This is a genomic window from Xanthomonas albilineans, from assembly GCF_009931595.1.
In the GTDB taxonomy this organism is placed as follows: Bacteria; Pseudomonadota; Gammaproteobacteria; order Xanthomonadales; family Xanthomonadaceae; genus Xanthomonas_A; species Xanthomonas_A albilineans.
Genome location: NZ_CP046570.1, coordinates 63,770 through 83,280, shown reverse-complemented (window position 1 = coordinate 83,280; position 19,511 = coordinate 63,770). Strand labels below are relative to the sequence as shown.

The following is a 19,511-nucleotide window of genomic DNA, read 5'->3' as shown; positions in this document are numbered from 1 at the left end:
AGTGGAACGCGCACGCATGAGCGGCGCCGCCGCGCCGCGTCGGCGATGGTATCGGCATTGGGGATGGCTGTGCCTGGCCTTGCTGCTGCCGATGAGCACGCTGAGGGCCGAGGACGGCTACGCCTTGTGGCTGCGCTACCCTGCACTGGCCCAGGCCCAGGCGGCACCCTGGCGTGCGTATGCCACGGAGCTGATCGCCAACGCCGATACGCCGTTGCAGCAGGCCGCACGCGCGGAACTGCAGCGTGGTTTGGCCGGAATGCTCGGTGCCGCGCCGCCGTTGGCCACCACGGTGCACCGCGCCGGTGCGCTTGTGCTCGGTACGGCGGCCTCGCCGGCAATCGCGCGGCTGCGGCTGGATACGCGCGGCCTGGGCGAAGAGGGATATCTGATCCACAGCGTGGTGATCGATGGTCGCCCCGCCACCGTGTTGGTTGGCGGCGGCGAGCGGGGCGTGTTGTATGCGGCCTTCGGCTTTCTGCGTCTATTACAGACCGGTCAGGCACCGACGCCGTTGCATCTGCGCGATGCGCCACGGGTGCAACTGCGCATGCTCGATCATTGGGACAATCTGGATGGTTTCGTCGAGCGCGGTTATGCCGGCGCCTCGCTCTGGAACTGGCACGCGCTTCCCGAACATGTGGACCCGCGCTACACCGATTACGCGCGCGCCAACGCTTCGGTGGGGATCAACGGCGCGGTATTGAACAACGTCAACGCCAACGCGATCAGCCTCACCGCGCCGTATCTGGACAAGGCCGCGGCGCTGGCCGCGGTGCTGCGCCGCTATGGAATCCGTCTCTATTTGAGCGCACGTTTCAGTGCCCCGATCGAGATCGGCGGGCTGACCACGGCCGATCCGCTGAATCCAGCGGTACGACGCTGGTGGCGCGCCGAGGCCGATGCGATCTATGCACGGATTCCCGATTTCGGCGGATTTCTGGTCAAGGCCAATTCCGAGGGGCAACCCGGACCGCAGGACTACGGGCGCAGCCATGCCGACGGCGCCAACATGTTGGCCGACGCATTGGCACCGCATGGTGGCGTGGTGATATGGCGCGCTTTCGTCTACGCGCACCCGCACGCGCACCCAGGCGACCGCGCCAAACAGGCCTATAACGAGTTCGTGCCGCTGGACGGCAAATTCCGCGACAACGTGCTGCTGCAGGTGAAAAACGGCCCGATCGACTTTCAGCCGCGCGAGCCCTTCCATCCTGTCTTCGGCGCGATGCCGCGCACGCCGCTGATGCTGGAATTCCAGATCACCAAGGAGTACTTGGGCTTCGCCACGCACCTGGCGTACCTGGGCACGCTTTACCAGGAAACCCTGCAAGCCGATACGCGACGCGGCAAGCGTGCGACGGTGGCGCGGATCGTGGAGGGTGCACTGGACCGGCATACGCGCAGCGGCATCGCCGGCGTGGCCAACATCGGCGCCGACCGCAACTGGTGCGGGTCGATCTTCGATCAAGCCAACTGGTACGCGTTCGGACGGCTGGCCTGGAATCCACAAGGCAATGCGCGTTCCATCGCCGAAGAATGGGTCCGCATGAGCTTCGGCAACGATCCGGCCCTGGTCGCGCCGGTGGTCGACATGATGATGGCCTCGCGCGAAGCGGTGGTGGACTACATGACGCCGCTCGGTCTGCATCACCTGATGGGCCGTGGTCACCACTACGGACCGGCGCCGTGGGATGCCGGCAGCGTACGCGCGGATTGGGACCCGGTGTACTACCACCGCGCCGATCGCAACGGCATCGGCTTCGACCGCAGCGCGACCGGCAGCGATGCGGTGGCGCAGTACGCGCCGCCGCTGGCGCGCCGCTTCAGCGATGTGCGCCGCGTACCGGAACGGTACCTGCTGTGGTTCCACCATGTGTCGTGGGATCACCGCATGCACTCCGGTCGGTCGCTGTGGGAGGAATTGATCGCCCACTACGACCACGGCGTGGCCGAGGTGGCGCGGATGCGTGCGACCTGGGCGGGGCTGGCGCCATACGTGGATGCGCAACGCTATCGTCAGGTCGCCGATTTCCTGGTGATCCAGCAACGCGAAGCGCAATGGTGGCGTGATGCCAGCATTGCCTACTGGCAACAGGTATCCGGGCGCGCGCTGCCGCCAGGTGTCGTCCCGCCGGCACATCCGCTGGCGTATTACCAATCGCTATCGTTTCCAAACGCGCCGGGGAATCCCAAATGACGCTGCACCGTGACGCTCTACAAACTGCGCGCTGCCTGCTGTTGGCGGCGCTATGCGCGCCTGCGTTCGCCCAGGCCGAGAAAACCGCGCAGACCTCGCAAGCCCCCTTGTTGCATGCATTGTTCCAGGACCACGCCGTGCTGCAGCGCGATGCGCCGATCCGGGTCTGGGGTGAAGCCACGGCCGGCGAAACCGTCACCGTGGAACTTGCGCAACAACACGTGCAGACGCGTGCCGACCGCCAGGGCCACTGGCAGGCGCAGTTGCCGGCGTTGCCGGCGGGCGGGCCGTATACCTTGCAGGCCAGCACCGCGCATGGCCGCACCCAGCGCGCCGACGATGTATTGATCGGCGACGTGTGGCTATGCTCGGGCCAATCGAACATGGAACTGCCGGTGCAGCGCACGCTGGATACGCGCAATGAGATCGCCGATGCCAAGCAGCCGACAATCCGCATGTTCAAGGTGCCGGCACAGTCCAGTGCGGTACCGCAAGCGCAATTCGGCGGCGCGAGCGCATGGCAGCCGACCACGCCGGAGACCGTCGGCGCGTTTTCCGCGGCCTGTTATTACTTCGCACGCGAGCTGCGCAAGCGCGTGGACGTGCCGATGGGGCTGATCAATGCGTCCTGGGGTGGTTCGCAGATACAGGCATGGATCGGCGATGCCGCGCTGCGCAAGGTGGACGGCAACGCGCCGGCGCTGGACGTGTTGGCACGCTATGCCAAGGATCCGCAGCAGGCCGCGCCGCGTTGGGGAAGCCTGTGGGAAACATGGTGGCGTGCGCATGGCATCGGCGCGCCGTGGCAGCCCGGCGACACCGGTACGGACTGGCGCGACGCACCGACCACGCTTGGCGCCTGGGACGACTGGGGCGTGCCGCAGTTGGTCAATTTCATCGGCATGGTCTGGTACCGCACGACGGTGACCCTGAGTGCCGCACAGGCGGCGCAGCAAGCCACATTGGTGCTGGGGCCGGTGGACGAACTCGACCAGACCTGGGTCAACGGCCAGGCGATCGGCAGCAGCTACGGCGCCGATGAGCCACGCCGTTATCCACTGCCGCGCGGCGTGCTGCACGCGGGCCAGAACACCGTGGTGCTCAACGTCTACAACAGCTATCGGCGCGGCGGCCTGCTCGGTGGACCGTTTGCGCAACTATTGGAAATGGGCGATGGCAGCCGCGTGGCGTTGGGGAAACAGTGGCAATACAGCATCGTGCCGCCGCGCCTTGGCACGCCTCCGCGCGCACCGTGGTCCTCGGCGGCGGGCCTGACCACGCTATACAACGGCATGATCGTGCCGCTGGGTCGGGTCGGGCTGCGTGGTGTGTTGTGGTACCAGGGCGAATCCAATACCAGCGATGCGGCGCACTATCCTGCGTTGCTGGATGCTTGGCAACGCGATTGGCGTCAGCGCTTCGGCGCGGCGCTGCCGTTGTTGGTGGTGCAACTGGCCAACTACGGTGCGCCGCCCGTGCGCCCAGGCGAAAGCGGCTGGGCGCAACTGCGCGAGGCGCAACGGCGTTTCGTCGCCGGCGATCCGCATGCCGGGCTGGCGGTGACGATCGACATCGGCAACCGTTACGACATCCATCCGGCGAACAAGCAGGAACTCGGGCGGCGGCTGGCACGCGCGGCGCGGCACCTGATCTATGGCGAGACACTGCCACCGTCGGGCCCCATCCCGCGCCGCGTGCAGCGCGAGGGACAGGCGCTACGCATCGATTTCGACGATGTCGATGGCGCCTTGGAGACCTACAGCAGCGATGCGCCGATCGGCTTCGAGCTGTGCGGCGCCGCCGCCGACAGTTGCCACTACGCGCAGGCCGAATTGCAAGCGCACAGCGTGCGTCTGCCGCTGCCCGCCGGCACCGTGCCGGTGCGCGTACGCTACTGCTGGGCCGATAGTCCGGTGTGTACCTTGTTCGACCATGCCGGGTTGCCGGCGGGTCCGTTCGAACTTCCCGTCCCGTCCGTGGCCAGTGCGGCCACGGCTCTTTCCGTGAGCGCCCCCCGATGACCCAGATCTCCGCACGTGCTTCTTCCCCTCAAGGTTCCGCCCACGACCGCGAGATCGTGGAGGCACGGGTCATCGTCACCTGTCCGGGGCGCAACTTCGTCACCCTCAAGATCGTCACCCGCAGCGGTGTCTACGGCCTGGGCGACGCCACCCTCAATGGCCGCGAACTAGCCGTGGCGTCCTACCTGCAGGATCACGTGGTGCCGAACCTGATCGGCCGCGATGCCGGCCGTATCGAGGACCTGTGGCAGTTTCTCTATCGCGGTGCGTATTGGCGGCGCGGGCCGGTGACCATGACCGCCATCGCCGCGGTGGACGTGGCGTTGTGGGACATTCTCGGCAAGATGGCCGGCATGCCGCTGTACCAGCTGCTGGGCGGGCGCTCGCGCGAGGGAGCGCTGGTCTACGGCCACGCCAATGGCCGCGACATCGCCGAGACCAGCGAAGAGGTCGGGCGATTCCGCGAACTCGGCTTCATCGCCATCCGCGCGCAATGCGGCGTGCCCGGGGTCAAAAAAGCGTATGGCATCTCCAGCGGCGGCAAACCCTACGAACCGGCCGAGAGCGAATTGCCGGCCGAGACGCTGTGGTCGACGCCGCGCTATCTGAGCCTGGTGCCGGCACTGTTCGAGCGGCTGCGCGCCGACCACGGCGAGGACGTCCAACTGTTGCACGACGCGCATCACCGCCTGACCCCGATCGAAGCGGCACGGTTGGCCCGCGATCTGGAGCCTTACCGGCTGTTTTGGCTAGAGGACGCCACACCTGCGGAAAACCAGCGCGCGTTCGAGTTGATCCGCCAGCATTCGGTGACGCCGCTGGCGGTGGGCGAAGTGTTCAATTCCATCTGGGACTGCAAGCACCTGATCGAACAACAATTGATCGACTACATCCGCACCACCCTCGTGCATGCCGGTGGCATCACCCATGTGCGCCGTCTTGCCGATTTCGCCGCGCTACATCAGGTGCGCACCGGCTTCCATGGCGCCACCGACCTATCGCCGGTGTGCATGGGCGCGGCGCTGCACTTCGATACTTGGGTGCCGAATTTCGGCATCCAGGAGTACATGTTCCATTCCGACGAGGCCAACGCTGTGTTTCCGCACGACTACAGCTTCCACGCCGGACGCCTGCATTGTGGCGAAACCCCAGGGCATGGCGTGGACATCGACGAAGCCTTGGCTGCGCGCTATCCCTACGCACCGAAACAGCTGCCGATTGCGCGACTGGAAGACGGTGCGATGTGGGACTGGTGAGCGGCACACGCCTGCTGCGCGCGCTGCGCGGGCCGCTGCTGTGCATCGGCGGCATGCTCGCCGCCCTGTCCGCGGCGGCGACCACGCCGACGGTCGCCTTCGACTGGTTCGCCTACCGCGGCGACGATGCGGTGTTCGACACGCCACTGCCGCCCGGCCACTACCGCAATCCGGTGCTGGCCGGGTTTTATCCGGACCCCAGCGTCACCCGTGTCGGCGCGCATTACTACCTGGTCAATTCCAGCTTCGCCTATTTCCCGGCGATTCCCGTGTTCGAGAGCCGCGATCTGGTGCATTGGCGGCAGATCAGCAACGTCGTCGAACGGCCCGAACAGCTGGATTTCGATGGCCTGGACGTCTCGCGCGGCATGTTCGCTGCAAGCATCGCCCAGCATCGGGGTCGCTTCTACGTGGTCGGTACCGCGGTGGACAGCGGCGGCAACTTCATCGCCACGGCCAACGATCCGGCCGGTCCATGGTCGCCGCTGCACTGGTTGCCGGACATCGATGGGATCGATCCATCGCTGTTCTTCGACGAGGACGGCAGCGCCTACCTGCTCAACAACGGCCCGCCCGTGGGAACACCGCGCTACGCCGGCCATCGTGCGATCTGGATGCAACGCTTCGACCTGACCCGCATGCAGCCGGTCGGGCCACGCCAGGTGCTGGTCGATGGCGGCGCCGATCCGGCCAGCAAACCGATCTGGATCGAAGGCCCGCATCTGTACAAGCACGATGGCTGGTATGTGCTGTCCTGTGCCGAAGGCGGTACCGCTGCGCAGCATTCGCAAGTGGCCTTGCGCAGCCGCACGCTGTGGGGACCTTACCAGCCTGCGCCGCACAACCCGATCCTGACCCAGCGCGACCTGCCGGCCGGGCGTGCGCATCCGGTCAGCAACGCCGGCCATGCCGACTTGGTCGAAGGGCCGGATGGGCGCTGGTGGGCCGTGTTCCTGGCCAGCCGGCCCTATGCGCAGAACCGCTACAACACCGGCCGCGAAACCTTCCTGTTGCCAGTGACATGGCAGGACGATTGGCCGTCGATCCTGCCCGCCGGGCAGCCGATTGCCTATGTCGTACCGGGCCTGGCAGCGTTGGATGACGCACATGCCGCCGACATCGCGCCACTGAGCGGCAACTTCGTCTGGCGCGACGATTTCGATGCCCCGCAGCGCAATCGGCGCTGGCTGCTGCTGCGCACGCCCAAGCGCGCATGGCTGGATCTACGCACACGTCCCGGTTGGCTGACCTTGCAGCCGGACACGCAAGGGCTGGAGGGCAGCGGCAATCCTGCTTTTCTTGCCTATCGCCAACAACACACGCGCTTCGACGCCAGCGTGGCACTACAACTGCCGACGCCGCCTAGCGTGGTCGCCGGTCTGGCCGCGTTCCAGAATGCCAATGCCTGGTACGTGCTCGGTGTGCATCGCCACGGCGGCAGCATCGAGGCGTTCGTCGAGAAACGCGACGGCAAGCACAGCCACGTGCTCGCACGCACCACGCTCCACGCCAAGGGCGTGCTGCGGTTGAAAATCGCCGGCGACGGCGGTCGCTACTCCTTCGCTATCGCCAGCGAGGGGCAGGATTGGCGCTGGCTACGCCGCAACGACGATGCCGCCATGCTCAGCACCGCGCTGGCTGGCGGTTTCGTCGGCACCATGCTCGGGCCCTACGCCCGCCGCGAACCCGATCGCCCCACGGAGCACTGACCATGCACAGCAACGACTCCCACCGCGCATTACGCACCGTCTTGGCGACCAGCGTGCTGCTGGCGCTCGCACCGGCAGCCAGCATCGCAGCACCGCCGCCCTACCTGGACAGCCAGCGCACTTTCGCCCAGCGCGCCGACGATCTGGTCGCACGGATGACACTGGAAGAAAAAGTCGCGCAGATGCAGAACGCAGCGCCAGCGATTCCGCGCCTGGGCGTGCCTGCCTACGACTGGTGGAACGAAGGCCTGCATGGCGTGGCCCGTGCCGGTGGCGCCACCGTGTTTCCGCAGGCGATCGGCCTGGCGGCGACATTCGACTTGCCGTTGATGCACGAGGTGTCCACCGCGATCAGCGACGAGGCGCGCGCCAAGCATCACGAGGCGCTGCGTCGTGGCGAACATGGGCGCTACCAGGGCCTGACGTTCTGGTCGCCGAACATCAACATCTTCCGCGATCCGCGCTGGGGACGCGGCCAGGAGACCTACGGCGAGGACCCGTTTCTCACCGCGCGCATGGGCGTGACCTTCGTGCAGGGCATGCAGGGCGAAGGCGCGGATGCGCCGAAGAACGCGCAGGGCGAGACCTACCGCAAGCTCGACGCCACCGCCAAACACTTCGCCGTACACAGCGGCCCGGAGTCCGAACGTCACCACTTCGACGCACGCCCCTCGCAACGCGATCTGTATGAAACCTACTTGCCCGCCTTCGAAGCGTTGGTCAAGGAAGGCAAGGTGGACGCGGTGATGGGCGCCTACAACCGCCTCTTCGGCGAATCGGCCAGCGCCAGCAAGTTCCTGTTGCGCGACGTGCTGCGCGAACGCTGGGGTTTCCACGGCTATGTCGTCTCCGACTGCTGGGCCATCGTGGACATCTGGAAGAACCACAAGATCGTCGCCACCCGCGAGCAGGCCGCCGCGCTGGCGGTCAAGAACGGCACGCAACTGGAATGCGGCCAGGAATACGCCACCCTGCCCGCGGCGGTGCAGCAAGGTCTGATCGGCGAAACCGACATCGACGCGGCGCTGCGCACGCTGATGACCGCGCGCATGCGGCTGGGCATGTTCGATCCGCCGGGACAACTGCGCTGGGCGCAGCTTCCCATCTCGGTCAACCAATCGCCCGAACACGACGCCCTGGCCCGACGCACCGCGCGCGAATCGCTGGTGCTGCTGAAGAACGATGGCCTGCTGCCGTTGTCGCGCGCCAAGCACAAACGCATCGCGGTGATCGGGCCCACCGCCGACGACACCATGGCATTGCTCGGCAACTACTACGGCACGCCCGCCACGCCAGTGACCATCTTGCAGGGCATTCGCGCTGCCGCACCCGATGCCGACGTGCTGTACGCACGCGGCGCCGACCTGGTGGAAGGACGCAGCGATCCGGCCGCCACACCGCTGATTGAAGCGCAATATCTGCGTCCCTCCAGCGATTCGGCCGAACGCGGCCTGCGCGGCGAATATTTCCGCAACCCCGATCTGTCCGGTACCCCGACCCTGGTGCGGGTGGACCCGCAGATCGGTTTCCGCTGGGACCGCGGCTCACCCACCGACACCCTGCTCGCGCGTGGCGAAGTCGGTCCGCAGCAGACGCTGCCGACGAACCATTTCAGCATCCGCTGGACCGGGAAGCTGGTGCCCCCGGTCAGCGGCACCTATCACCTGGAAACCGCCGCCGACGATGGCGTGCGCCTGTTCCTGGACGGCAAGCGCCTAATCGACCGCTGGACCCCCAGCGACCGCCTGCAAAGCGACGGCGTGGACGTGCAATTGCAAGCCGGCCATGTCTACGACCTACGCCTGGAGTACTACGAAGCCGAGCACGACGCCGCGGTGCGTCTGGCCTGGCGGGTGCCCGGGGCCAAACCGCCATTGCAGGAAGCGCTGGACACGGCACGCCGCGCCGACGTGGTGGTGTTCGTCGGCGGCCTCACCGGCGACGTGGAAGGCGAGGAGATGAAGGTCAACTATCCCGGCTTCGCTGGCGGCGACCGTACCGACCTGCGCCTGCCCAAGCCGCAGCGCGAGCTGCTACAAGCGCTATCGGCGACCGGCAAGCCGGTGGTGGCGGTGTTGACCACTGGCTCGGCGCTGGCCATCGACTGGGCGCAGGAACATGTGCCGGCGATCCTGCTGGCCTGGTATCCCGGCCAGCGCGGCGGCAGCGCCGTGGCCGACGTGCTGTTCGGCGATACCAACCCCGGTGGCCGGTTGCCGGTAACCTTCTACAAGGCCAGCGAGACCTTGCCCGCCTTCGACGACTATGCGATGCGTGGCCGCACCTACCGCTACTTCGCCGGCACCCCGCTGTATCCGTTCGGGCATGGCCTGTCGTACACCCAGTTCGCCTATTCCGACCTGCGCCTGGATCGTCGCAAGGTCGCGGCCGATGGTCAGCTGAGCGCCACGCTGAAGGTGACCAACACCGGCACCCGCGCCGGCGACGAGGTGGTGCAGCTGTATCTGCATCCGTTGGCGCCGACACGCGCGCGCGCGATCAAGGAACTGCGCGGCTTCCAACGCATCGCCCTGGCGCCGGGCGAGAGCCGCGACGTGCACTTCACTATTTCGCCGCAGACCGATCTACGCATTTACGACGAGGCGCAGAAACACTATGTCGTCGATCCGGGCGACTACGAACTGCAAGTCGGCGCTTCCAGCGCGGACGTGCGCGTGCGCGAACGCTTCAGCGTGCAACCCGCCTCCACGGCGGCGTCATCGTCACACCCGCATCCACACCGCTGACCGCCATCGCGCCCTGCGCCACCTGGATTTCCCGTGACCACTCCAATGCTCCCACGTCTCGGCAGCGCCACGCTTCACACGCTGCCGCTCGCCATCACACGCCCAAGCTACGCATTGGACCGCGTGCGCATCGGCATCGTCCATCTCGGCGCAGGCGCCTTCCACCGCGCGCATCAAGCCGTCTACCTCGACGACCTGCTGGCCAGCGAACCGGATTGGGCGATCAGCGCCGTCTCCCTGCACAACCCGCAGGTGCGCGATGCACTCTGTGCGCAGGACGGTCTGTACACACTTGCCCTGCTCGACGCACAACCCGAACTGCGCGTGATCGGCGCCATCCGCGAAGTGTTGTGCGCACAAGACCAGCAAGCTGCCGTCCTCGCACGCTTGACCGACCCGGCGGTACGCCTGGTCACGCTGACCGTCACCGAAAAAGGCTACTGCCTGACTGGCGAGCATCTCGACCTCGCGCATCCGGACATCGCGCACGACCTCGCCGCCCCACATGCGCCGCGCAGCGCCATCGGGTATCTCGTCGCCGGCCTGCGTCAACGCTGGCGTCTGCGCCTGGCGCCCTACACCGTGCTCAGCTGCGACAACCTGCACGACAACGGCGGCAAACTGCGCCGCGCTGTCTTGCGTTTCGCGCACCACATCGACCCGGCATTGGCTGCCTGGATCGAGGCCGAAGCCAGCTTCCCGCGCTCGATGGTGGACAGCATCACCCCAGCCAGCGATGCCGCCCTGCGCGAACGCATCGCCACTCAACTGGGCTACGACGACGCCTGGCCGATCCAGCGCGAACGCTACAGCCAGTGGGTGATCGAAGACCGCTTTTGCAACGGTCGCCCGGCCTTCGAACGGGTCGGGGTGACCCTGAGCGAAGACATCGGCGGTTTTGATCGCGCCAAACTGCGCCTGCTCAACGGTCCGCACTCGGCGCTGGCCTACCTCGGTACGTTGCTCGCCTTGGAAACCGTCGCCGATGCCATGTGCGACACGCCATTGGCCACCTTCATCGAAACGCTGATGCGCGAGGACATCACCCCCACGCTACCAGCACTGTCCGGCTTCGATCCGCAGCGTTATATCGACGCCATCCTGACGCGCTTCCGCAACCCCGCCATCGCGCACAAACTTGCGCAAATCGCCTGGGACGGATCGCAGAAACTGCCGGTGCGCCTGCTCGGCACCCTCGCCGATGCGCTAGCTGCAGGCCATCGCATCGACCGCCTGTGTCTACCGCTGGCGGCATGGATGCACTTCGTGCGGCACCAAGCGCATCGCGATGTGCCGCTGATCGATCCGCTGCAGGAAACGCTACGGGAAATAGGCCGTGCCGCCGGCAGCGATGACGTGCAGGACGTGGATGCTTTCCTCACCCTGGATACGGTGTTTGCACCGCTGTCGAAGGATCGACGCTTCGTTGATGCGCTACAACGTGCGTATGCGTCGTTAGGCGACGGAAGTGCAGCAGAAACGCGAGAAACTCTCGTGCTGATGTTGAACCACGCCGTTATTTCGGGGTGTCCGTGCTCGACCGACCTAGGCTCCGGCGAGACGAGTCCGCCAGGGCTTCTTCGATAAGTTCCGCTGAGCCAGCAGCGAAAAATCGCAGGAGAGTGGCTTCCCCTCGCTCCTGCGATCACATCAGCAAGTGAACGCTGCCGCGCCTGATTGTCGCGGCAGCGCCGCAGACTGCCGCGACGCAATGATGCCGCTAGCTTACTTCACAGCAGAACAAGCGCAGAGATTTCAGCCAACGTCCATATGCGGACGCATGCAGGTTTTCTGCAAAATTTTCCGGACCTTAGTGGCCGGAATTGTTGCTGCTACACGCCGGCGCCCGGTAGGTGTGGTAATCGGTCGGTACCCAGGATCCACCCGAACTGTTCGCCACCCACGCGTAGGTCCATGACTGGGCCTCGCCGCCGCCGCAGGTCGACACCGAAAAGGTCCCGCCTGGGACACCAGTGGACGGAAGCGGTACCGGCGGCGGCGCAGCGACATCAATGGCGGCTTTGCCCTGTGCCACGATCACGTCAGTGTATTTCACCGTCACCGTTCCCAGGTTGCGAGGATTGCCTGCCATCTTTCCAGTGGGATCGGCGTGCAGTAGCAGCCACTGCTGGATTTGCCGGACTTCCTTCGATCCCGGCAGGTACGTGGCTTCCACGACCCTGGTCGTTGTCGTGGTGATCTTTTCAGGTTCAGCCTGTGCATTGGCGACCACATTGCCAGCGAGCACTGCCAGTGTGAAGGGGACAAACTTCAAATCACGTGGAAATTTCATCTTGACGCTTTCCTTGAAGAAGTTGTGTCGCTCATTTCTATCCCGACACACAGATCCTATAAACACGCCCAACCACATGATGGTTCGTCTTGTAGACACTCTAAACCAACGGCAGCGTGTGCCGAAACACTCGCCATGCAAACGCCCGCCTGCAGCAGGCGGATGCCCGACGTGTTTTCAGACGCGCGGCAAGGGCAGGCCGCCGAATTCCTTGACCGTGCGCAGCACGAAACAGGAATTGACGTCGGCCACGCCAGCGGCGTCGTTGAGCAACTTGTCCAGCAGAAATGCGGAGAAATGCGCCAGATCACGGACGTAGACATGCAGCAGATAGTCCATGTCGCCGGTCAACGCATGGCAGGCAACCACTTCGTCCCAGCCCTGCACACTGTCGGCAAAGTGGGCGATGCCGCTTTGTCCGTGCTTTTCCAGCTGCACGCGGACGAAGGCCTGCAATCCCAGACCAATCGCCGACGGCGACAGACGCGCCACGTAGCCGGCGACGACACCCTCGGCCTCCAGCCGCTGCACCCGACGCAGACAGGCGGACGGCGACAGGTTCACCTGCGCGGCCAGTTCGGCATTGCTGGCACGTCCCTGACGCTGCAATAGCGTGAGCAGGCGCAGGTCGGTGCGGTCGAAGACGGCTGATTCGGTCATTTATTGCCCTGAAACATCGATTTTTGCAATGATGTTGCGTGAGGTGATGAAATCCAGACAACTGCGCAAACCCATTGCGCCGCTTCCAGCCTACCATCGTGGCATTCCCCTCCGGAGGGTCAGCCATGGACATCGCACCGCGTCGCGTCGAACACCAGCACACCGACAAGGGCTATGTGCCGGTGTACACCACTACGGTGGTCGCTCAACCCTGGGATCGCTACGATGCCGACGACCACGCCACCTGGGGCACGCTGTACCGGCGCCAGCGCGAATTGCTGGTCGGCCGCGCCTGCGACGCCTTCCTGCAAGCACAAGACACGATGGGCATGAGCCCGCAGGCGATCCCGAAGTTCGATCAGCTCAATACGGTGCTGGCCGCCACCACCGGCTGGACCCTGGTCGGAGTCGAGGGTTTACTGCCGGAACTGGATTTCTTCGACCACCTGGCCAACCGCCGTTTCCCGGTGACGTGGTGGATCCGCCGGCCCGGACAAATCGACTACATCGCCGAGCCAGACCTGTTCCACGATTTGTTCGGGCATGTGCCGCTGTTGATGAACCCGCGATTTGCCGACTACATGCAGGCCTATGGGCGCGGTGGAGTAAAAGCACATGCGATTGGCCCGCAAGCGCTGCAGCATCTCACCCGTTTGTACTGGTACACCGTGGAGTTCGGACTGATCGACACGCCTGCCGGCTTGCGCATCTACGGCGCTGGCATCGTGTCATCCAAGGGCGAGTCGCTGTATGCGTTGGAATCGGATGCACCCAACCGGATCGGCTTCGATCTACAGCGGATCATGCGCACGCGTTACCGCATCGATACCTATCAAAAAACCTACTTCGTCATCGACAGCTTCGCGCAACTCATGCAAGCAACCGCACCGGATTTCACTCCGATCTACACAGCGCTGGCCGACCAAACGCATCTGCCGGCCGGGCAAGTGCAGCCGGACGATCGTGTACTTCAGCGCGGCAGTGGCAAAGGCTGGGGCGACAGCGACGATGTGTAAGCGAATCCCGTGCCGATGTCCGCCGCAGGTTGCGGCACATCGGCACGGGATTCATGTGTGTCAATCGGTACCGTACTTGGCGTTGTAAGGACCGTACAGCAAGCCACCCGGATATCCTGCGGACAGCAGACGTTGGCTGGCCATGTTGCCGACCTGATGGCTTTGATCGGTGGCCTGATTGATCACCTGGTTGATCGCCGCCGATACCAGGATGCCAAGCACGCCGCCGCCGCCGACTGAAACTTTCTTATTTTCATCGCTGGAGGCCGTTGCCTTTCCCTCCCACAGCACCGTCCCGGTACGCAGATCCACCAGCTTGGCATTGGCCGCAACCGTCACCACGCTGTTGACCACCTGATAAACCGCACCGTATTTGTCGATGGTGATATACAGCGCCGCATCGGCGCCGAAGATCTGACGTAGCTTCTCCGGCGCCACCGCTTGCGCGTCATCGGCGATGGTGATGCCGTTTTGCTTGAATGTCTCATAGACCGGCGCCACCGGCATGACGTAATAACCAGCTTCGGCCAACGGCAGCGTGGTCACCGACAACACGCTCAGGCTGGCGTCGACATCCGGCGCATGGCTGACCGGCGGCAGGACCAGGATCGAGCGTGGTTTGCTGGCCTTGTATGCGCTGTAGTCGCGGGATTTCGGCTGCGTCGCGCACGCGCTCAACAACAGACCCAAGACGGCGACGCAGGCCACTTTTGCGATGTTCTTCATTGCGCGGTCCTCTCTTTGTGGCCGTTCTTCATTAGTAGATCGATGTAGGTGGTGGATTCCGGGTACTGCGCCTTCTCGGCCAGAAGATATTGTTGCGCCTTGGCGTCGTTGCCGGTCTCGGCATACAGCATGCCCAGATGCGCTTGCAGACCCGGCGGCGGCCTGCGATTGGCTGCCTTCATGACCTGCAGGTCTTTTTCCAGCGCCTGGATTTGTTGCTCCGGGCTACCGCCCTTGAAGTGGCTATAGACTTGGTCCTGATAGCTGCCCCATTGATAGAGCGATGCCGATTGGTGGGCACAACCGACCAGGGTCAAGAGGGCGCAGACACCCAGCCAATGCAATACACGCGAGTTCGTCTTGTTCATTTTTGATGGTCCGTTGTAGGTCACTTGACCGGCTTCCATGCGCCGGAATCGATAGCCGCGGTGAGGCGATTGACGGCTTCGCGGATCGCTAGATCCAGCACTTTGCCGTTGAGGGTGGAGTCGTAGCTGGAGGTGCCGCCGAAGCCGACGATCTCGCGGTTGGACAACGAATACTCGCCGCCGCCCTGGACCGAATACACCACTTCGGAGGTGGTGCTATCGACCACATTCAAGCTGACCTTCGCATAGGCCTGCTGCTGCTTGCCACGGCCCATGATCCCGAACAACTGTGTGTCGCCGATTTCCTTGCGACCAAACTCGGTGACATCGCCGGTGATCACGTAATCGGCGCCCTTGAGCTGCTGCGCCTGCCGTTTGATGTCCGCCTCCTGCTTGATCTCGCCCATGTTGTCGCGATCGAGCACGCGGAAACGATTGGTCTGCTGCAGATCGGTAATGAGGATGGTCTTGGCTTGGCTGCCGAGACGATCCGCACCATCGGAAAACAAGCCGCGCATGAACGAGGAACGATTGTCGAACTTACCCACGGCGATCGGCGCGCGCGCACCAGAATAAGGAATGTTGGCGGCGGCTACGGTTTGTGGCGCGACACTCTGGTGGCTTTCGGTCGCGCAACTTGTAATTGCCAACCCAAGCACCACGAGGCTGGCCCCCTTGATTACAACAACTTTCATCAATTACCCCTTGTTGGTACAGCTACGAAAAACCGTTGGAACGCAGACACTGTCCTGCCTGTCGGCGCGGTGTGCAGCGCACAGAGCTATGCGCAATACGGTCGGCCACATCGACAGTGGGTTTGATACATCCCCATGACCTATCGCTCGCTCGGGCACACCCGTTCAACATCACAGGCCCCCGGCGCGCACCGCGCACCAGAAACGAAGGAGAAAGGACGGGGAAACAGGGCGATTGATGTCATTCCATAACTCTCCTGCATGACGCAGAGAAACACCTCTCCATGTGGACCCGCAAGTACAGCGGGAGTTTGCACATTATGTCGCATCGGCCGACTCAAGAAAAGCGCACTGACAGCACACATGGTGCTCGCTCGCAATCGCAGCGGTAACTACCCACCAGGCATTGCGCACTGATCTACGTCGCGTACACCGAACGAAGCTAGGCCAGAAGTTCTCTTATTAGTACAGCGAACCGCTGCTAGCGGCCAGATTGCTTTCGCTGATCATCCTTGCTTGTGTATCGCCCCTTTAAGTAATAGTCCCTTATGCCGCACAGAAAACAGCGCTGTGGGGTGGGTATAGCCGACAGTGCTGGCATCATAAAGGCAAAGTGTGCGGTTGACATGGTGACTTCGCGAAAAAGCAGACAGTTTCACACCTACAATCGACACGGCATCACGCCAGTGCCGTTTCCGCCTTGCTCAACACACCTGTGACGAAGGCACGGACTTTCGCATCCTAGGGATTGTCGAAAAAGCATTGCTGGAAACGCACTCCGCCAACCGCTTGCTTGACCAGCTCCGGTTCCAGCGCACGCAGACCATCCAGATAGAACGTGGCCATGGCACGTTTGACCACCTCAAAAGGGCAGGCGTTGGCGCTGCTGCTGGCAGCGCTCCAACAGATAACTCATGCCACGCGCGCCACTGAAAGCTTTCTCGAGTATGCGCTTATGCACGCTCTTACCGCGTCATCATGGCGGCTGTCACGGGAGAACGGAATTGCTGCGCCGCGAGGCGATACAATGTCACGCCGCCGCATATGGCCGGGTAGCATTGGCAATGAATACGGCGCTGCAAACGTCTTGCAATTCGGCAACAGCAACACAAAGGTCGTGCGTTGTCTTGCACCATGTGGCAAATAGCCTGCAACCGTGCTCCTGCAACGACTACTCCAGTCCATAACCCTATGCTTGGCGAGGAACCACGATGTTGCATCGATTCCATGAGCAAATGATCGAAAGCAGGACGAAGCAGCTGGCTGCGCCATGCGGCTACAACCACCGCACTGCGCACAGCGATCGTTCCGGCAACCTCGGTTCCCACAGCCTGTGCGCGGCATTGCTGATCGTGATCGTCGGGTTTTTCACGGTACTTGGCCCAGCCACCGCGACTGAGCGAGCAGCCAGCGAAACCGCCGCCGAGCAGGCCGCACGACTGCCACTGTGGCCAGGCCCAGCCCCAGGCACATCATCCGCACCGCAGACGCTGCGCATCGTCGACCACAGCGCCAACCCGGCGCTGCCCGACCGCCTGATCAGCGGCCACTACCAACCCTACATGGTGGTGTACCGGCCGAAGAAACCCAACGGCAGCGCCCTGCTGGTCGCTCCCGGCGGTGGGTACGTGTGCATCGCACTGGACAAGGAAGCCACCGACTTGCTGCCGATCTTCGCCGAGCAGGCAGGCATCACTTTATTCGTGCTGCGCTATCGGCTACCGGACGCGGAGGCCGACGACAACGCTGCGGTACGCGACCAGCCACTGGCCGACGCACAACGTGCATTGCGCCTGATTCGCGCGCATGCTGCCGATTATGGCGTGGACCCGCACCGGATCGGCACGATGGGATTCTCCGCCGGTGGTCACGTCGCCGCCAGCCTCGGCACCCGCTATGCCGAGCGCGTGTATCCGTCAGGCGACGCGATCGACCAGGTGAGCGCGCGCCCAGACTTCCTACTGCTGATTTATCCGGTCATCGACATGGGCAGCGGCACCACGGCACACACAGGGTCGCGCCTGCGCCTGCTCGGCCGTCACCCTGACGCCACCACGATGGCGGCCTATTCGTTGCAGAACCGGGTGAACGCCGGCATGCCACCCACCTTCCAGGTACACGCGCAAGACGACCCGGTGGTCCCGGTGGAGAACAGCCTGTTGTTCTACCAGGCACTGCGCCAGGCCGGGGTACCGGCCGAGTTGCACGTGTTTGCACATGGCGGCCATGGCTTCGGCACGCGCTCCATCGCCGGCCTGCCGCTGGCGGCATGGCCGGGGTTGGCACTGACATGGATGCGCACGATACAAGACGATCCGCGCGAACGCGCGCCGATCCCGCCATCCGTCGGAAAGCATTGAAGACTGCACGCACGGCAACCTCGTCCCGTTTCGTCAACAGCCGGCCACTCGGCAACACCGCGCCGCCGTTGGCGCATGTGTGTCGATGGCGCGTGGGAGCAGCGGCTTTATTCGGATCGGATGCGTCAATGCGGATTGTGTCGAGACGGCACGACTATGTTGCAGGCAAAAACGCAGGTCAAAACCGGTGGCGATGTCACCAACCCGTTTCCGGGTCCAGTACCACCTGATTGCCGCCGCCGATGCGTGCGCGCTGCAGCAAGGCTTCGGCGTGTTGCATCAACGCGGTGGCGGTGACGGCGGGCGTGGCGAGCAGCGCGCCGACGCGGATGCTGAGCGGTGCGCTGACCATCCCGGTGTCCGCGCTCGCCATGATGTCGACCATGTCGCGCAGGGCCGGCGCCATCTGGCGCAGATGTGCGGCGTTGGCGTCGTAAAGCACCAGCCCAAAACGGTCCGCGCCGATGCGCATGACCACGTCCAACGGACGCAGCAAGCATTGCATCGCCTCGGCCACGTCCAATACCGCGCGGTCGGCCTCACGCGGGCCATGGCGACGGGCGAATTCGGCGAAGCCTTCCAGTTCCACCAGAATCAGCGCCAGGCCGAGTTGCAGGCGTGTACTCTCGGCCAGCGCTAACGCCAGATGTTCGTCGAAGCGACGGCGATCGCCCAGGCCGGTGAGCACATCGCGCAGCGCTTCGTCGTCACGGATGCGCTGTTGCAAAAATTCCTCCCGGCGTGCGTGCTCGCGCAGGTAACCACCCACCACACCGACCAGCACCGCCGCCCACAGCAACCATTGCAAACGCAGGTAGCCGGCTTGCGCCGGGCCATCCAGCAACAAACGACCAGCCGCCGCACTGATCGCGCACAGTGCCAAGGCGACCCCCACGCTCTGCCACAGGGTCAAGCCGAGCGGCAAGAAACCGGCCATGATGATCAAGGCGATGACTACAACCGCATACCGCAGTTCCTGCAGCGGATAGCCGACACTCGACAGCACCAACCCGGTACCGACGATCAGCAGCAACAAAGCGATACGAGCCGGGCCATGACTGCGCGCACAATGGATGGACAGCGCCACCCACAGCAAGAGCAACAAGCTCGCCATCCGCACCGCCACGGTATGCCCAATCAACCCGCCAACATCGCTGGGGCCGAAATACAGCGCCTCCCAACTCAACAACAGCAACACGAGCAACACGGCGAGCGAAGCGGCCAAGCGCTGGGCGAAACCCAGTGTCGCGCTGCTGTGGCGATGGTAGACCCGTTCCAAGGCAGGATCGAAACGCAACGCGGCAAAGCCCTTGCGCAACTGCGCGGCGTAGGCCGCATCGGGTGGTGTGTCGAATGACGCTTCGTCGTGGTGTTGCATGATATTCCCTGTCGGCGACAGTCTGAGACGAAGACGGTGACGATCACAACTTGCGACCGTGCCACGCTCAGCGCTTCAGCGC

Annotated in this window: 14 protein-coding genes and 1 pseudogene; 8 read left to right on the top strand and 7 right to left on the bottom strand. The window is 64.2% G+C overall.

Going from position 1 to position 19,511, the window contains the following annotated elements; translation table 11 throughout:
• Positions 1–16: 16 nt before the first annotated feature.
• Genes XaFJ1_RS00320 through XaFJ1_RS00295 form a run of 6 tightly spaced genes read left to right on the top strand, consistent with a single transcriptional unit; the run spans position 17 to position 11,520 of the window.
• On the top strand, positions 17–2,200 hold the full coding sequence (locus XaFJ1_RS00320) for an alpha-glucuronidase family glycosyl hydrolase (protein ID WP_045757130.1): 2,184 nt from the start codon (positions 17–19) through the stop codon (positions 2,198–2,200).
• A complete protein-coding gene (locus XaFJ1_RS00315) occupies positions 2,197–4,221 on the top strand; it encodes a sialate O-acetylesterase (RefSeq protein WP_012914626.1) in 2,025 nt (674 codons plus the stop codon). Before XaFJ1_RS00320 ends, XaFJ1_RS00315 begins: the two co-directional genes overlap by 4 nt.
• On the top strand, positions 4,218–5,477 hold the full coding sequence (manD, locus tag XaFJ1_RS00310; RefSeq protein ID WP_012914625.1) for a D-mannonate dehydratase ManD: 1,260 nt from the start codon (positions 4,218–4,220) through the stop codon (positions 5,475–5,477). Before XaFJ1_RS00315 ends, manD begins: the two co-directional genes overlap by 4 nt.
• Positions 5,465–7,186 carry a glycoside hydrolase family 43 protein gene (locus tag XaFJ1_RS00305; protein WP_045756639.1) on the top strand — a complete coding sequence of 574 codons (1,722 nt, stop codon included), beginning with the start codon at positions 5,465–5,467 and terminating at the stop codon, positions 7,184–7,186. The genes manD and XaFJ1_RS00305 overlap by 13 nt, the downstream gene beginning before the upstream one ends.
• A 2-nt stretch (positions 7,187–7,188) precedes the next feature.
• Positions 7,189–9,933, top strand: a complete 2,745-nt coding sequence (locus XaFJ1_RS00300) for a glycoside hydrolase family 3 C-terminal domain-containing protein (RefSeq protein WP_012914623.1) — start codon at positions 7,189–7,191, stop codon at positions 9,931–9,933.
• A 45-nt stretch (positions 9,934–9,978) separates the two neighbouring features.
• Positions 9,979–11,520 carry a mannitol dehydrogenase family protein gene (locus tag XaFJ1_RS00295; protein ID WP_012914622.1) on the top strand — a complete coding sequence of 514 codons (1,542 nt, stop codon included), beginning with the start codon at positions 9,979–9,981 and terminating at the stop codon, positions 11,518–11,520.
• 223 nt (positions 11,521–11,743) lie between these two features.
• On the opposite strand, the gene XaFJ1_RS00290 is transcribed toward XaFJ1_RS00295, so the two are convergent.
• Together XaFJ1_RS00290 and XaFJ1_RS00285 are read right to left on the bottom strand one after the other, a co-directional pair.
• Positions 11,744–12,226 carry a hypothetical protein gene (locus XaFJ1_RS00290; protein WP_049887152.1) on the bottom strand — a complete coding sequence of 161 codons (483 nt, stop codon included), beginning with the start codon at positions 12,224–12,226 and terminating at the stop codon, positions 11,744–11,746.
• 177 nt (positions 12,227–12,403) lie between these two features.
• Positions 12,404–12,886: an Lrp/AsnC family transcriptional regulator gene (locus tag XaFJ1_RS00285; protein WP_012914620.1), complete on the bottom strand. Its 483-nt coding sequence runs from the start codon at positions 12,884–12,886 to the stop codon at positions 12,404–12,406.
• Between the two features lie 125 nt (positions 12,887–13,011).
• On the opposite strand from XaFJ1_RS00285, the gene phhA reads away from it, so the two are divergent.
• Positions 13,012–13,902, top strand: a complete 891-nt coding sequence (gene phhA / locus XaFJ1_RS00280) for a phenylalanine 4-monooxygenase (RefSeq protein ID WP_012914619.1) — start codon at positions 13,012–13,014, stop codon at positions 13,900–13,902.
• 60 nt (positions 13,903–13,962) lie between these two features.
• On the opposite strand, the gene XaFJ1_RS00275 is transcribed toward phhA, so the two are convergent.
• From XaFJ1_RS00275 to XaFJ1_RS16450, 4 genes and pseudogenes are all read right to left on the bottom strand, one after another.
• The gene (locus tag XaFJ1_RS00275; RefSeq protein ID WP_012914618.1) at positions 13,963–14,628 is read right to left on the bottom strand and encodes a DUF799 domain-containing protein; all 666 of its coding nucleotides are present in this window, start codon (positions 14,626–14,628) and stop codon (positions 13,963–13,965) included.
• Positions 14,625–14,996 carry a DUF4810 domain-containing protein gene (locus tag XaFJ1_RS00270; protein ID WP_045757127.1) on the bottom strand — a complete coding sequence of 124 codons (372 nt, stop codon included), beginning with the start codon at positions 14,994–14,996 and terminating at the stop codon, positions 14,625–14,627. Before XaFJ1_RS00270 ends, XaFJ1_RS00275 begins: the two co-directional genes overlap by 4 nt.
• A gap of 20 nt (positions 14,997–15,016) precedes the next feature.
• Positions 15,017–15,691 (bottom strand): CsgG/HfaB family protein, encoded by a 675-nt coding sequence (locus tag XaFJ1_RS00265; RefSeq protein WP_012914616.1) that lies wholly within the window; start codon positions 15,689–15,691, stop codon positions 15,017–15,019.
• A 678-nt stretch (positions 15,692–16,369) separates the two neighbouring features.
• Positions 16,370–16,640: pseudogene (locus XaFJ1_RS16450) on the bottom strand (RpiB/LacA/LacB family sugar-phosphate isomerase); the annotation flags it as partial.
• Positions 16,641–16,926: 286 nt separating this feature from the next.
• On the opposite strand from XaFJ1_RS16450, the gene XaFJ1_RS00255 reads away from it, so the two are divergent.
• Positions 16,927–18,051 (top strand): alpha/beta hydrolase, encoded by a 1,125-nt coding sequence (locus XaFJ1_RS00255; protein ID WP_080929656.1) that lies wholly within the window; start codon positions 16,927–16,929, stop codon positions 18,049–18,051.
• A 196-nt stretch (positions 18,052–18,247) separates the two neighbouring features.
• Here XaFJ1_RS00255 and XaFJ1_RS00250 read toward each other — a convergent pair whose 3' ends face one another.
• The gene (locus XaFJ1_RS00250) at positions 18,248–19,429 is read right to left on the bottom strand and encodes a GGDEF domain-containing protein (protein ID WP_012914614.1); all 1,182 of its coding nucleotides are present in this window, start codon (positions 19,427–19,429) and stop codon (positions 18,248–18,250) included.
• Positions 19,430–19,511: the final 82 nt, after the last annotated feature.

Coding starts and splice junctions, on each gene's coding strand:
- XaFJ1_RS00290 (WP_049887152.1), bottom strand. CDS start 12,226: ATGAAATTTCCACGTGATTTGAAGTTTGTCCCCTTCACACTGGCAGTG.
- XaFJ1_RS00320 (WP_045757130.1), top strand. CDS start 17: ATGAGCGGCGCCGCCGCGCCGCGTCGGCGATGGTATCGGCATTGGGGA.
- XaFJ1_RS00300 (WP_012914623.1), top strand. CDS start 7,189: ATGCACAGCAACGACTCCCACCGCGCATTACGCACCGTCTTGGCGACC.
- XaFJ1_RS00255 (WP_080929656.1), top strand. CDS start 16,927: ATGATCGAAAGCAGGACGAAGCAGCTGGCTGCGCCATGCGGCTACAAC.
- XaFJ1_RS00295 (WP_012914622.1), top strand. CDS start 9,979: ATGCTCCCACGTCTCGGCAGCGCCACGCTTCACACGCTGCCGCTCGCC.
- XaFJ1_RS00270 (WP_045757127.1), bottom strand. CDS start 14,996: ATGAACAAGACGAACTCGCGTGTATTGCATTGGCTGGGTGTCTGCGCC.
- phhA (WP_012914619.1), top strand. CDS start 13,012: ATGGACATCGCACCGCGTCGCGTCGAACACCAGCACACCGACAAGGGC.
- XaFJ1_RS00285 (WP_012914620.1), bottom strand. CDS start 12,886: ATGACCGAATCAGCCGTCTTCGACCGCACCGACCTGCGCCTGCTCACG.
- XaFJ1_RS00315 (WP_012914626.1), top strand. CDS start 2,197: ATGACGCTGCACCGTGACGCTCTACAAACTGCGCGCTGCCTGCTGTTG.
- XaFJ1_RS00265 (WP_012914616.1), bottom strand. CDS start 15,691: ATGAAAGTTGTTGTAATCAAGGGGGCCAGCCTCGTGGTGCTTGGGTTG.
- XaFJ1_RS00250 (WP_012914614.1), bottom strand. CDS start 19,429: ATGCAACACCACGACGAAGCGTCATTCGACACACCACCCGATGCGGCC.
- XaFJ1_RS00275 (WP_012914618.1), bottom strand. CDS start 14,628: ATGAAGAACATCGCAAAAGTGGCCTGCGTCGCCGTCTTGGGTCTGTTG.
- manD (WP_012914625.1), top strand. CDS start 4,218: ATGACCCAGATCTCCGCACGTGCTTCTTCCCCTCAAGGTTCCGCCCAC.